The organism is Pacificibacter marinus (genome assembly GCF_018860665.1).
GTDB classification, from domain to species: Bacteria; Pseudomonadota; Alphaproteobacteria; order Rhodobacterales; family Rhodobacteraceae; genus Celeribacter; species Celeribacter marinus_A.
Window position 1 is genome coordinate 12,779 of sequence record NZ_JAHKPK010000064.1, and the last position, 13,503, is coordinate 26,281.

Annotated in this window: 13 protein-coding genes; 8 read left to right on the top strand and 5 right to left on the bottom strand. The window is 51.7% G+C overall.

Going from position 1 to position 13,503, the window contains the following annotated elements; translation table 11 throughout:
• Positions 1 to 145: 145 nt before the first annotated feature.
• Both KO497_RS19320 and KO497_RS17845 read left to right on the top strand, forming a co-directional pair.
• Positions 146 to 277, top strand: a complete 132-nt coding sequence (locus KO497_RS19320; protein ID WP_289846700.1) for a hypothetical protein — start codon at positions 146 to 148, stop codon at positions 275 to 277.
• 112 nt (positions 278 to 389) lie between these two features.
• Positions 390 to 689 carry a hypothetical protein gene (locus KO497_RS17845; RefSeq protein ID WP_215945323.1) on the top strand — a complete coding sequence of 100 codons (300 nt, stop codon included), beginning with the start codon at positions 390 to 392 and terminating at the stop codon, positions 687 to 689.
• Between the two features lie 204 nt (positions 690 to 893).
• Here the strand turns inward: KO497_RS17845 and KO497_RS17850 are convergent, their stop codons facing one another.
• The 4 genes from KO497_RS17850 to proS form a co-directional block, all read right to left on the bottom strand.
• A complete protein-coding gene (locus KO497_RS17850) occupies positions 894 to 1,574 on the bottom strand; it encodes an ABC transporter ATP-binding protein (RefSeq protein ID WP_215945324.1) in 681 nt (226 codons plus the stop codon).
• The gene (locus tag KO497_RS17855) at positions 1,567 to 2,865 is read right to left on the bottom strand and encodes a lipoprotein-releasing ABC transporter permease subunit (RefSeq protein ID WP_215945325.1); all 1,299 of its coding nucleotides are present in this window, start codon (positions 2,863 to 2,865) and stop codon (positions 1,567 to 1,569) included. The genes KO497_RS17850 and KO497_RS17855 overlap by 8 nt, the downstream gene beginning before the upstream one ends.
• Positions 2,866 to 3,016: 151 nt before the next feature.
• On the bottom strand, positions 3,017 to 3,517 hold the full coding sequence (locus tag KO497_RS17860; protein ID WP_215945326.1) for a DUF2937 family protein: 501 nt from the start codon (positions 3,515 to 3,517) through the stop codon (positions 3,017 to 3,019).
• A gap of 192 nt (positions 3,518 to 3,709) precedes the next feature.
• A complete protein-coding gene (proS, locus tag KO497_RS17865) occupies positions 3,710 to 5,047 on the bottom strand; it encodes a proline--tRNA ligase (RefSeq protein ID WP_215945327.1) in 1,338 nt (445 codons plus the stop codon).
• A gap of 161 nt (positions 5,048 to 5,208) precedes the next feature.
• On the opposite strand from proS, the gene KO497_RS17870 reads away from it, so the two are divergent.
• The 6 genes from KO497_RS17870 to KO497_RS17895 all read left to right on the top strand — a co-directional run bounded on the left by KO497_RS17870 (position 5,209) and on the right by KO497_RS17895 (position 13,125).
• On the top strand, positions 5,209 to 5,508 hold the full coding sequence (locus tag KO497_RS17870; protein ID WP_215945328.1) for a hypothetical protein: 300 nt from the start codon (positions 5,209 to 5,211) through the stop codon (positions 5,506 to 5,508).
• The gene (locus KO497_RS17875; protein ID WP_215945329.1) at positions 5,501 to 7,255 is read left to right on the top strand and encodes a methyl-accepting chemotaxis protein; all 1,755 of its coding nucleotides are present in this window, start codon (positions 5,501 to 5,503) and stop codon (positions 7,253 to 7,255) included. The genes KO497_RS17870 and KO497_RS17875 overlap by 8 nt, the downstream gene beginning before the upstream one ends.
• Positions 7,256 to 7,365: 110 nt before the next feature.
• Positions 7,366 to 8,529 carry an AI-2E family transporter gene (locus KO497_RS17880; protein ID WP_215945330.1) on the top strand — a complete coding sequence of 388 codons (1,164 nt, stop codon included), beginning with the start codon at positions 7,366 to 7,368 and terminating at the stop codon, positions 8,527 to 8,529.
• Positions 8,530 to 8,532: 3 nt separating this feature from the next.
• Positions 8,533 to 9,237: a DnaA ATPase domain-containing protein gene (locus KO497_RS17885; protein ID WP_215945331.1), complete on the top strand. Its 705-nt coding sequence runs from the start codon at positions 8,533 to 8,535 to the stop codon at positions 9,235 to 9,237.
• A gap of 81 nt (positions 9,238 to 9,318) precedes the next feature.
• A complete protein-coding gene (locus tag KO497_RS17890) occupies positions 9,319 to 11,454 on the top strand; it encodes an RNA degradosome polyphosphate kinase (RefSeq protein ID WP_252729785.1) in 2,136 nt (711 codons plus the stop codon).
• A gap of 108 nt (positions 11,455 to 11,562) precedes the next feature.
• The gene (locus KO497_RS17895; RefSeq protein WP_252729777.1) at positions 11,563 to 13,125 is read left to right on the top strand and encodes a Ppx/GppA family phosphatase; all 1,563 of its coding nucleotides are present in this window, start codon (positions 11,563 to 11,565) and stop codon (positions 13,123 to 13,125) included.
• Here the strand turns inward: KO497_RS17895 and KO497_RS17900 are convergent.
• Complete coding sequence (locus KO497_RS17900; RefSeq protein WP_215945333.1) at positions 13,122 to 13,490, bottom strand: hypothetical protein; 369 nt, start codon at positions 13,488 to 13,490, stop codon at positions 13,122 to 13,124. The two genes, KO497_RS17895 and KO497_RS17900, sit on opposite strands and share 4 nt — an antisense overlap.
• Positions 13,491 to 13,503 lie beyond the last annotated feature (13 nt).

The following is a 13,503-nucleotide window of genomic DNA, read 5'->3' on the forward strand; positions in this document are numbered from 1 at the left end:
AGGTCTTGAGACCCTCTCAGCAACCCCCTTTATCTATAAGATCAGACCCACAACACGGTCTGACGCAGCCCGAAGCTGGCTCATCGTGGGTCGCCTTTGCGGGCGTATAAGCCGCTTTCGCGGGCATCGATTTAGGACCCTCAAAATGAATAACTTTTTCAAATCCCTCATCCTCACCCTCACTGCTTTGATGGCCTCCCCCGCTTTGGCCGAATCCGACGATCCGCGTCACACTGTGCAGAGCCAGCAAACGCAAAACATCGTGGACAAACAGTAACGGCAGCGCGCGCAGCACTTACATTTTGCGAAATACATAAAAAACAGCGCAAGCAGCGACAGAAACCTTAACCCGACGCGTATGACTTATATCCAACAGTAAGGAGGCCGTTATGCGCCCGACCAAAGTAACTCGTTCTGCCCTCATCGTGACCGCCATGCTTATGGCCGCAACGCCCGCCCTTGCGCGCGGACACCAATCCGAACAGCGCACTGTGGTGGTCACCACACCCCAGCAAACGCCAGCCAAGCATGTTCAGGCCAAACCGGCTACAAAGCAGGTTCAGGTCAAACATGTTCAGGTTAAGCATGTCCCCGCCAAGCCATCCCATGCCAAGCAATCAAACAATAACGTCGCCGAAACCGCCGCCCTCATCGGCGCGATTGGCCTGCTCGTTCATGCTCTGAAATAAATCCCGGTTTCAGCGCAAGACCAGCGCCCCGCAGTGATCCCGCGTCCTGTCCCAATCACGCGATCACTGCGGGGCGTTTTTATCTGAATTTGGTCGATCAAGCGGGAATGGCCGCGCAAAAACCATTAAAACATGTAAAGCCGCCCTGCCCCAAAGCGTTAAACAGTTTAAAACACGCGCCATAATGTCTTTAAAACACGGGGCTCAGGCCTCAACCAGCACGCCATTGTCCAACCGCAGCACACGGTCCATTTTGCCCGCCAATTCCATATTATGGGTGGCGATTAGCGCAGCCAGACCCTCGTCGCGCGCGACCTTCATCAGCGCCTCAAACACACGGTCTGACGTCGCAGGATCAAGGTTCCCAGTGGGTTCATCCGCCAGTAAAAGCGCAGGTTGATTGGCCAGCGCACGGCAAAACGCCACCCGCTGTTGCTCGCCCCCCGACATCGCCGCAGGACGGTGATCTGCGCGGGCTTCTACGCCAACAGATGTCAATAGTTTCAACGCTCTAGCCTCAGCATCCGCTTGCGGAACGCCATTGGCCAATTGCGGTAAAACGATGTTTTCCAGCGCGGAAAACTCCGGCAAAAGATGGTGAAACTGATAGATAAATCCCACCTGCGCCCGCCGCATAGCCGTGCGCGCATGGTCATCCAAACCCGTCACATCCGTGCCATTGATATGCACAGTGCCACCATTGGCAGAATCCAGCAGCCCTGCGATGTGCAAAAGCGTCGATTTACCGGCTCCAGATGGCGCCACAAGGGCCACAACTTCGCCCTTTTTCACCGTCAAATCCACACCATTGAGCACCCGAATTTCATTGGGCTTATGGATGTTATAATGCTTTTTAACCCCTTGTATTTGCAGCATATCATTCATAACGCAGCGCCTCCACAGGGTTCATTCGCGCGGCCTTGCGCGCCGGAAAAATAGTCACAATAAACGACAGCCCCAATGACAGCGACACAGCCTTGGCCACATCGACAAATCGCAGCTCAGCCGGTAGCGCATAGATGCCCCGAATGGACGGATCCCAAGCCCCCCCACCGTTGAGATAATTCACGAAAGCCATGATGTTATCGATGTACATCGCAAAGAGCGCCCCAAGCAAAACACCAAGCACAGTACCGATGATGCCAGTGAAGGCACCACAGATGAAAAACACCCGCATTACAGAGGCTTGCGTCAAACCGATGGTACGCAAAATACCGATATCACGACCTTTGTTTTTGACCAACATGATCAGCCCAGAGACGATATTCATCGCAGCGATCAGCACCAAAATGGACAGGATGACGAACATCACGTTATCCTCGATATCCAAGGCCCGCAAAAACGACCCAGAGGCATCACGCCACGTCCAAATCATGCCGCGTTCGCCCACGGCAGTCAGCAAAGGTAAGGCCAATTCATCGACCTGCTCAGGCTGTTCCACCATGACCTCGATTTCATCGGCGGCACCTGCGCGATTAAAGTATTTTTGCGCCTCAGCGAAAGGCAGGTAAGCTCTTGTTTTATCGATATCATATCGACCAGCGGTAAAGACATAAACGACTTCATAGGTCGACACTCGCGGCGAGGTTCCGAACGCGGTTTTGGCCCCGTTTGGCGAGATCAATTTGACTCGGTCACCAACAGAAACGCCCAGTTCACGCGCGACACCAGAGCCAATCGCGATACCCTCAGCAAAGCGCGAAATATCGCCCCAAGAGTCATCAGGGGTTTGCCCCACACGCGGGATGGTCAACAGGTCATCGTAAGAGATGCCGTAAACATCGATAGCGGCATTGGAGGACCGGTAAGACCCAAGCACCTGCCCGCGCACCAAAGGGGCGGCACGGGTGACACCTGGGACGGCGCGAATGGCATCAGACCAAGCATCGAAATCGGTGATCGCGCGTGAGGTCTGGCCCTCTTCAACATAGATAGACGAATAGACGGTGACATGAGCGTTAGAGCCCAGAATTGTATCAACAAATTCGTTGCGAAAGCCGGTACGCACGGCCAAGGTGATGATCAATGCAGCCACGGCCAAGGTGATGCCGATGAGCGAAATCCACGTCATCGTCGACACACCGCCCTCTTCGCGGCGGGCACGTAAATAGCGCCAAGCGATCAGCCATTCAAACCGTGAAAACGGGGGCGTTGAAACTGGTTTGGTTTGGGTCACAGGGTCTTCCTTTGGCACCGTTATTTGCTCAAGAGACCATGTTGGCAAAGTTACAAAAGGTCAAGTTCGTCAAACATTTGCGATATCAATAGGGCCAGTTCCAAATGCGCGTTAAACTGTGCTGTATCAGTCTGTAATGCCCCGCGCACAGCTAAAACCGTGCAGGACGACGCCGGCGAAACGGCCACATTATGAAATGCAACACAGCCGCAATGAAGACCCAACCGATAGCAAAGCCAATCGCAGAGGATAAAGCCCCCGCAGGCGTCAAAGGCAAGGCGGGGCGAAACGTGTCATAAGTCGCGCGGACCACGGCCTGATCACGCAATCGATGCGGCATGGAAACGCGCGCAATCGGCGAAGCACTGGTCAATGTGGTAAGATCATCTTCAAGTTTGCGATGGCGTTCAATGGTCGCGCGCATATCATTGCGGCGATTTTCCAAAAATACCGAGCCCCCCATGGACGCCAAAGCCGCGTCACGGGTCATATTAGCTTTGCCCGCGGAGGTGTCAAAATCCTGGATCACCACAGCGAGCGCATCGACCTGCCCGCCCAAACGTTGCATATATTGTTGAGTAAATTCAGGGAATTGCGACAGCGCTGCCGCACCGAACATCCCGCCTATGAGTGTCAGTGTTTTCAAGATCATGCTCTGCCTCGGAGCTGGTATTTTTGTTTATTCTTACGGCAAGGTTAGCCAGATTCGGCCCATGACGCCAAGCCATCCCTAAACTGTGCGCGGGTCTTCGCCACAGGTGCCTACATAAACAGCAAAACGCCCCACAAAAGATGCAGGGCGTTTATAATAATGTCTAAACAAGCACGCTAAGTATTTGGCTGTTTAGAGTTCTGCGTAGATTTTTGCGATTTTTTCAATGGCCAGTTCTGGCGTCATTTCCTCAGACGCACCAGTCCGGCGCGACGTCACTTCGACCACTCCGTTTTTCAATCCACGTGGGCCAACAGTGATACGCCATGGCAGACCAATTAAATCCATCGTCGCGAATTTGCCGCCAGCACGTTCTTTGCGATCATCATACAAAGGATCAAGACCCAAGGCCTGGAAGGATTTGTAAAGCGCGTCACAGGCTCCGTCAGCTTCCTCATCACCTTGTTTCAGGTTCACGATACCAACATGGAACGGGGTCACGCCCTCGGGCCAGATGATGCCTTTATCGTCGTGGTTGGCTTCGATCAAAGCGCCGAGCAAACGTGACACGCCGATGCCATGCGACCCCATGTGTACAGGGGTCTTTTTACCATCTTGGCCAACGACTTCAGCGCCCATGCTCTCAGAGTATTTGGTGCCGAAGTAGAAGATCTGCCCAACCTCAATACCACGCGCTGTCATTTGACGGTCCGCAGGCACCTTGGCAAATTCATCGGCGTCATGGGTCTCGTCTGTGCGTGCATAAAGCGATGTGAATTCTTCCATCACACCACGGCACTGGTCGACATCATAAGGATCGATATCGCGTTCACCGAGTTTGATGTCCGTGACACCTTTATCGTAAAACACCTCGGATTCGCCAGTGTCGGCCAGCACCAAGAATTCATGCGTATCGTCACCGCCAATTGGCCCTGAATCTGCGCGCATAGGAATGGCTTGTAACCCCATACGTTCATAGGTGCGCAAGTAAGACACAAGATGACGATTGTAAGCGTGCATCGCGTCTTCTTTGGTTAAATCAAAGTTATAGCCGTCTTTCATCAAGAACTCACGACCCCGCATCACACCAAAACGTGGGCGCACTTCGTCACGGAATTTCCATTGAATGTGGTAGAGCGTCAAAGGCAGGTCTTTGTAAGACCCCACATGAGCGCGAAAAATATCTGTGATCATTTCCTCATTGGTCGGACCATATAACATCTCGCGACCTTGGCGATCTGAAATCCGCAGCATCTCGTCGCCATAAGCGTCGTAACGACCACTTTCACGCCACAAATCCGCAGACTGTAGTGTTGGCATCAAAAGCGGGATATGGCCCACACGCTGCTGTTCCTGATGGACGATATTTTCGACCTTTTTCAGAACCTTATATCCCAAAGGCAACCACGAATAGATACCCGCAGATTGCTGACGGATCATCCCTGCGCGTAACATCAATCGATGAGACGCAATCTGGGCGTCCGCAGGTGTTTCTTTGAGAACGGGCAAAAAGTAACGGCTTAGGCGCATCGTATAGCCTCTAGGTATAGGTGAATTTATATCCGTCTAAGCGATCCGCCTCAAGCAAACAAGACGCCAAGAACTTTTGCCTTTAGAACTTAACCATTTTGTAGGCTCTCTCGTGCACAAGTATGAAACAAATTTCGTTTTCTACGGTCATAGGTGCGCATGTGAATTACATTTTATACGGGTTGGTTATGTTGCTCAGCCTCGCCTTTACGCCCATTGCGTTGCTCAGTGTACCGCCAAAAGATTCGGGACCTGTGATCGCAGTCTTTGCCCCCTGGACAGATATGGACAGTGCTATCGAAGCCTCGGGCACAAAGGAAATTTTCCCAATAAGAACGGCACTCGCAGCCATCATCGATGCACCAACCCTAGAGTCACGTAATGCGCTGAAACACAATGGCGCAATCTTTATTCTTAACGGTGACTTGCTCGCCATTCTATGCGGAGTCGAAAATGTTTAGTTCGCGTGACAAAACCGATCCTACCACACTCCAAGGTGTGAATGTTCTCTCTAAGCTGTGCATGGGCCTGGCCGTTGCCACCGTTGGATTTGTAACCTTAGAGGGCGGACAGATCATTATCGCCATCGTAGGGGCAGTGTTTTTTTCATGTGTTGCGTACTTTGCAGCGCGATCTAGAACAGAATCTGCCAAGGTTTTCATCGCCCTATCCCTCGTCGGCGTTACAATCACTTTGAATGCGGCTCTTATTGGACATCAGCTGCAAATTGACGTGCACATGGTGTATTTTGCGGTTCTGGCCATGACAGTCCTCATGAATAAAAATTCTGCCCTATTGACTGCAGCCGCCACCATTGCCCTGCATCACGTGCTGTTCACGTTGGTGGCCCCCGCCTTACTATACCCATCAATCGACTTGCTACAGAACCTCGGCCGAACCGCCTTTCATGCTGTTGTCGTGATCATGGAAACCGCAGTTTTGTCCCATATGATACATATGCGCAGTAAACTTGATGCAATCATCAAAGACAAAGAAGGCCAAACCAATGCGGCTCTAGACGAGGCGCGTGCCTCCTCTACTCAGGCCGAAGAGGAAAAAAACCGCGCCGAACAGGCCTTAATATCTGCAAAAACCGCCAGCGAAGAAGCGGCAGTCGCCAAAATCGCTGCGGAACGCACACTCGCAGAGTTTCAAGAAGCGCAGCTTGAACAAGCAGAACAGCGTAAAATTTCTGATGCAGCTCAAAAAGATCGTGACGCGGCATTGCACCAATTGGTTACAGTCTTTGGTCGCCACCTAGACCAATTGTCTTCCGGCGACTTAAGTACAAAAATCACTGAGGCATTGGACAGCAACTATGAAGATTTGCGTCACAGCTTCAATTTGGCCGTGTCCAAATTAGGCGCGACAATTCACCAAGTACGAGATCAATCCGGAAACATTCAAGATCAGTCGCGCGAAATTGCCAACTCTGCCAATGATCTGTCTTTACGCACCGAACGTCAGGCCGAAGCGCTGGCCGAAATCGCACTATCAATCACCGGATTGACAGAGTCCCTTAGCACCGTGGCCAAAGATTCTGGAGACGCTCAAAAACTTGCCGAAATCACGTCCCATGAAGCTGCTGAGGGCAGCAAAATTATGCAAGATGCGGTCAAAGCAATGGCTGAGATCGAAAACAGTTCAAAAGAGATCAATAAAATCACCAGCGTTATTGATGACATCGCATTCCAAACAAACCTGCTTGCGCTCAATGCGGGCGTCGAGGCCGCGCGCGCAGGCGATGCAGGACGTGGATTTGCCGTTGTTGCGTCCGAAGTGCGGGCTCTGGCTCAACGGTCATCAAACGCAGCACGTGAAATTAACGAGTTGATCAATTCCTCTGTTCAACAAATTTCTGGCGGCGCCGACCTTGTCAACAAAACAGGAAATGCCCTTGAAGGCATCAAAAGCTCGGTCGATAAAATTACAACTCGCTTAAGTTCCGTCGCTGAATCGACAGCCAATCAATCTCAAAATCTCACAAGCGTGAACTCAGCTGTTGGTGAATTAGAAAGTGTCACACAGCAAAACACGGCTATGTTCGAAGAAACGACTGCGGCAAACTCTCAATTGTCGAGTGCTGCCCAATCAATGAGTTCTCTTGTTCAAACATTTGTGACCACGGATCCCGACCTTGATGATAGTGACGAGTCTTTCGAACAGGATGTATCCGAAGCCCCTCTTTTAACGCAAAAAGTACAGTAACACTATTTCACGGACAGTGACCAAATTACAAAATCAACGGTTCTTTAAGCTGCTAGGACTTGAACGCAAGCGACGACAGGGCGATATGTAACAAAACACGGAGAATGATTTTGGCCCTACCAGTTCGCGACCAAGTCAAATATTGGAGCATCGCCAGCGTTGTCTTCTTAGGTGCAATATGGCTTTTAAGCGATGTCATGCTGCCATTCATCTTGGCAATGGCTGTCGCTTACATGCTTGACCCCGTAGCCGACAGATTAGAGACAATGGGATTATCACGAGCAGTTGCCACTGTGGTTATCACCGCCGTAGCGGCCTTTGCCTTTGTACTGATTGCACTTTTGGTTTTACCGACTCTTGTGGACCAAGCTACCGATTTAATTGCCACTGCACCGCAATTGTTCGACGATTTACAAAAATTTTTAACAGCGAAATTTCCTGAAATTCTTGACGAGCAAAGCCAACTGCACCAGTCGTTGCTACAAATCGGCGAGACCATCCAATCCAAAGGCGGAGAACTGCTATCAACGGCCGTAGGGTCCGTCATGAGCATCTTTAACGTCATGATGATCTTATTCTTGGTGCCGGTGATAACCTTTTATCTCCTGCTCGACTGGGACCGGATGGTTGCGGAAATCGATAAGCTTTTGCCGCGCGATCACGCGCCTGTGGTGCGTCGCCTTGCACGCCAAATCGACAAAACACTTGCCTCATTCATCCGCGGACAAGGCACGGTGTGCCTCATATTAGGCGGATTTTATGCCGCCGCGTTGATGCTTGTGGGCTTGAAATTTGGATTAGTAACCGGCGCGATTGCAGGAGCATTAACGTTTATCCCTTATGTCGGAGCCCTTGTCGGCGGCGCGCTGTCAATCGGTTTAGCGCTGTTTCAGTTTTGGGGCGGCACGGAAGTTATCGATGGAGCCACTGTTGTCGTTGCAACGGATTGGCTGCGCATCGGACTTGTGATTGCTATCTTCGCTTTGGGGCAATTTTTCGAAGGCAATATTTTGACACCTAATCTGGTTGGATCCTCTATCGGCTTACATCCTGTATGGCTGATTTTTGCCTTGACGGCTTTTGGAGCAATGTTCGGCTTCGTTGGGATGTTGATCGCGGTGCCGGTTGCCGCGTCCATTGGTGTCATCGCTCGTTTCGCAGTCGAGCAATACCATGAAAGTCGGTTGTATACTGGGCTTGAAGCGACAAGTCAGCGCAGGAAAGCGACCGATGATCCAGCCTCCATTGACACTGATGACGCCGAGCATTCTTAGCTGATGGCGGAGCAACTCACCTTTGATCTTCCTGTGCGCGAAGCGTTACAGCGTGAGGCATTTTTTGTTTCACCATCCAACGCCATAGCACTCGCAACACTGGACACAACTGAGCTTTGGCCAAGCAACAAGCTTGTGCTCACAGGACCACGTGGATCAGGTAAAACCCACATGGCACATGTATGGGCCGTGGACCGTGATGCTATCATCATCGACGTTGATGAGCTGACCCATGCGGATATCCCTATGTTGGCCAGCATGCGCCATGTCGTGGTCGAGAATGCGGATCGCATTGCCGATTTACCAAATGCACGTGACACTGAAGAAGCCCTTTTTCACCTACATAATTTGATATTGGCAGAAGGTGGGCGATTGTTGGTGACCGCCAGCACGCCCCCAAATCTTTGGAACCTGTGCCTGCCTGATTTAGCATCGCGCATGCAGGGCACCTGTGTCACCAAAATCAATGCGCCAGACGATGCCTTACTATCCGCAATGCTTCTCAAACAGTTTGAAGATCGTCAGCTGGCAATTTCTTATCCATTGATCCCATTTTTGATCAAACGGATGGAGCGTTCAACTGCCAATTTACGATGCATTGTTGAAGCGCTTGATGCAGCCGCCTTGCGGTTGGGCAAGCCAATTTCGCGCAAGTTTGCAGCACAAGTTCTGGACAATATCTCTTTGAGCGCGCAGGATAACTTCTGAAATCCTCTCTCATCGGTAACCTTAAGCGATATGACTTTGACGACATCAACAGATTTTCTGAATGCGCCGTTCCCAGAGGCTATGGATTTACCCGCTGAATGCCTTGAGGGGCCAAAACGATTTTTCAATCGTGAATTGAGTTGGTTGGGGTTCAACTGGCGAGTTTTAGGCGAAGCGCAAAATCCACGGGTGCCGTTGCTGGAACGATTGCGCTTTGTGTCAATTTCTGCAGCCAATCTGGATGAATTTTACACTGTGCGCGTCGCAGGTTTGCGTGAATTGGCCAAAGCTGGCAACACGACACCTGCCGCAGATGGGCGCTCGCCTGCTGAACAATTGGTGCTTATCTCTAAAGACGCGCGCGATTTGCTGGATGCGCAGGTCACGGCTTGGGAACACATTCGCAGCGAGATGCATTCGCAAGGCATCTCTATTGTGGACCCAGACCAATTGAGCGACGACGATTTTAAACACCTGCGTGACGTGTTTTTGACCCAAGTGTTTCCGGTCTTATCACCTTTGGCTATCGATCCCGCACATCCGTTTCCGTTTGTGCCCAACTCCGGTTTTGTTTTGGCCTTACAATTGGTCCGCGACAAAGACAAACGCACGCTGCAAGCTCTTTTGCCGATCCCTGCCCTGATTGATCGGTTTATTCGCCTGCCAGAAACCCCTGACACTGCAGATCGCTTTTTACCACTCGAAGACCTGCTGCTTATCTACATCCGCAATTTGTTCCCAGGCTACACTGCCGAAGGGTCCTGCACCTTTGGCGTGTTACGTGACAGCGACCTAGAGGTCGAAGAAGAGGCGGAAGATTTGGTGCGTGAATTTGAAACCGCGCTGAAACGCAGGCGCCGTGGAGAGGTTGTGCGGTTAAAAATTTCTCAGGGCGCGCCTGACGGGTTGCGAAACGTGATCAAAGAACAATTGGGCCTGTCAGAAGACGAGATCCTTGAAGTGCCCGGCATGTTAGGATTGACAGATTTGAACGAGTTGGTGCTGGACAGCCGAAGAGATTTGCAATGGCCAAACTATACTCCACGCGTGCCCGAACGGGTGCAAGATCACGAAGGTGATATGTTTGCGGCGATCACTCAAAAGGACATTTTGCTGCATCACCCCTACGAGACGTTCGATCTTGTGATCCGGTTCTTGGCACAGGCCGCAAATGATCCAAATGTGGTGGCGATCAAACAGACACTTTATCGCACATCACATGACAGCCCGATTGTATCGGCGCTCTGCGAGGCTGCCGAAAATGGCAAGATGGTTACAGCATTGGTCGAGTTAAAGGCCCGCTTTGACGAAGCCGCCAATATACGCCAATCGCGTCGTTTGGAACGCTCTGGCGTACATGTGATATACGGCTTCACCAACTACAAAACTCATGCGAAAATTTCCACAGTGGTGCGCCGCGAGGGCTCCAAACTTGTGACTTATACGCATTTTGGCACCGGCAATTATCATCCGATTACGGCAAGAATTTATACTGATTTGAGCTTTTTCACCTGTGATGCTGCGCTGGGACGTGATGCCACTAAGGTCTTTAATTACATTGGGGGCTATGCGCCGCCCGAAGGGTTGGAAAATCTGTCCATTTCACCACATACGTTGAAAACGGACCTATTGGCAGGAATTGCGCGCGAAGCAGAGTTTGCGCGCGCCGGAAAACCCGCCGAAATTTGGGCCAAAATGAATTCCTTGATTGAGCCGCAGGTCATTGACGCGCTCTATTCTGCAAGCCAAGACGGCGTCAAAATAAACCTTGTCATCCGTGGAATCTGCGGCTTGCGCCCCGGCGTTAAAGGGCTGTCTGAAAATATTCGTGTTAAATCTATTATCGGACGGTTTTTGGAACATTCGCGTATTGTTTGTTTTGGCAACGGCAAAGGCCTGCCATCGAAGAAAGCGCATGTTTATATGTCATCCGCCGATTGGATGGGTCGCAATCTCAACCGCCGCGTCGAAACGCTGGTTGAAATCAAAAACCCCACAGTAAAAGCACAAATTCTGCAACAGATCATGGCCGCAAATATGGCCGATGTTGCGCAAAGCTGGATTTTGGCGGGGGATGGCACATGGCAGCGCCCTGAACTTGATCCAGATATGACGCCTTTTTCGTGCCACCAATTCTTTATGGAACACCCCTCCCTATCGGGGCGTGGCTCTGCGGGGGTCAAGGACGTGCCTGAGCTTACACATACAGACCTTTAACCTCGCGCGTTTTGGCTGGCTTTACAAAGACAGCTGTAAACGTGCTCAACGATTGACAGCACTGCCCTTGATTTGGCAGTCTGCGCCACAGCCACTGGGGACAACATTTTGCCAACACCTGTATCAGCGCTGGCGCAAGCCGCCGCCCAAAGCGAATGGGGCGTGTTTGGTCGCCCGCTTTTCCTAGACGAAGATGCGCGCGCCTTGTCACGTGTCGGTGTCGTCGATGTCGGGTCCAACTCGGTGCGTATGGTTGTGTTTGATGGGGCTGCGCGTAGCCCCGCGTATTTTTACAATGAGAAGATCTTGTGTGGTTTAGGCGCAGGCCTGCGCGAAACAGGGTTATTGAATCCCACGGGTAAGGCACGCGCCTTATCGGCGATCAAGCGGTTTCAAAAGCTCGCACAGGGTATGGGAATCCCCCCGCTGACAGCCGTTGCTACGGCTGCGGTGAGGGAGGCTCAGGACGGTCCTGCATTTCGGGAGGAAATATTGCAGGAGACCGGCCTGAGCCTTTGGGTTATCGACGGCGAAGAAGAAGCACGCCTGTCTGCGCAGGGTGTATTACTTGGCTGGCCCGATGCGAAAGGCATGATTTGCGACATCGGTGGATCATCGATGGAGCTGGCCGTTGTGGGTGATGGTGACGTCGGTAAACGTATTACCTCGCCCCTTGGGCCGTTGAAGCTGCAAGGTCTCAAAGGCGGGCGCAAAGGCATTAAAGACCACATCAAACCCATCATGGCGGACCTGGCCGAAACCATGGGGACGGATCATAAACGCATTTTTTTGGTCGGCGGGTCATGGCGTGCCATCGCACGTATCGATATGGAACGACGTGGATATCCACTGCATGTTTTGCACGAGTACCGCATGTCTGTGCGCGATGTGACCAAAACGATTCAATACATTCGCGCAAACAATCTGGAAGACATTCGCGCCAAAACCGGTACGTCTTCTGCGCGCATGGCCTTGGTGCCGATTGCTTCCGAAGTGCTGCGCCAATTGGTGCGGACCTTTAAGCCAAAGGAAATTTGTATTTCATCTTACGGCATCCGCGAAGGTATGCTGTACGAGCAAATGCCTGTCTCTGTGCGCGCCCGTGATCCGCTGATCGAAGCCTGTCGCTTTGCAGAACAAAAAGACGCACGCCTCCCCGGCGTCGGCAAGCGGCTGCACCGCTTTATCGAGCCGATTTTTAAAGCGCGCGATTACAATAAAATGCGTCTCATTCGCGCCGCCTGTTTGTTACACGATGTGACATGGCGCGCGCATCCCGATTACCGCGCTGAAGTGTGTTTCGACAATGCGACACGCGCGAACCTTGGTGGGCTGACACATAAGGAACGTGTGTTCTTAGGCCTTGCCCTATTGCACCGTTATAAAAACTCTCGCGAGGGCACAAGTTTTGCACCTCTCATTGAGATGCTGTCAGACAAGGAAATTCAAAACGCAGAAGTGCTTGGCAAAGCCATGCGCTTTGGTGCGATGATCGCCGTGGATGCACCTGACGAGATCGCGAAGCTGAGCTATTTTCCAAAGAAAAAAGACTTGATTTTGACCCTGCGCCCAGAGGCGATTGATCTGTTTGGCGAAGTGTCAGAGGCGCGGTTTATGTCCTTGGCATCGTCTCTTGGTGCAAACACACAGATCAAACACGCGCGAAGCTAAATTTCGATATCGTCATCAGGCATGGGATCAATTTCAATGCGCGGGCGTGGAATGGGGGGCACTGGCGCGGCGGGCGTTCCCATATCGTCATCTGCTAAAGTCTTACGCCGAATGATAATGTCGCCATTGGGCAACATTTCTGGCGGCGCGTAAGAATCAAGCTCAAGCGCGAAGGATTCAAACCCTTTCAGCGCAGGTTCCAGCCCATCGAACAGATCCTGCATCAGCAGCTCCGCCCCGTCGCGCAGCAGTTCGAACCCTTCCGACATGGGCGCATCTGTCAGAGCTTGCGGGCTGTCATCGGCCGATGCCAAGCTCGGCAAAACCAAAATAACAAAAGAGATGTGACGCAAAATGTGTTTCATATCTTTTTTATAC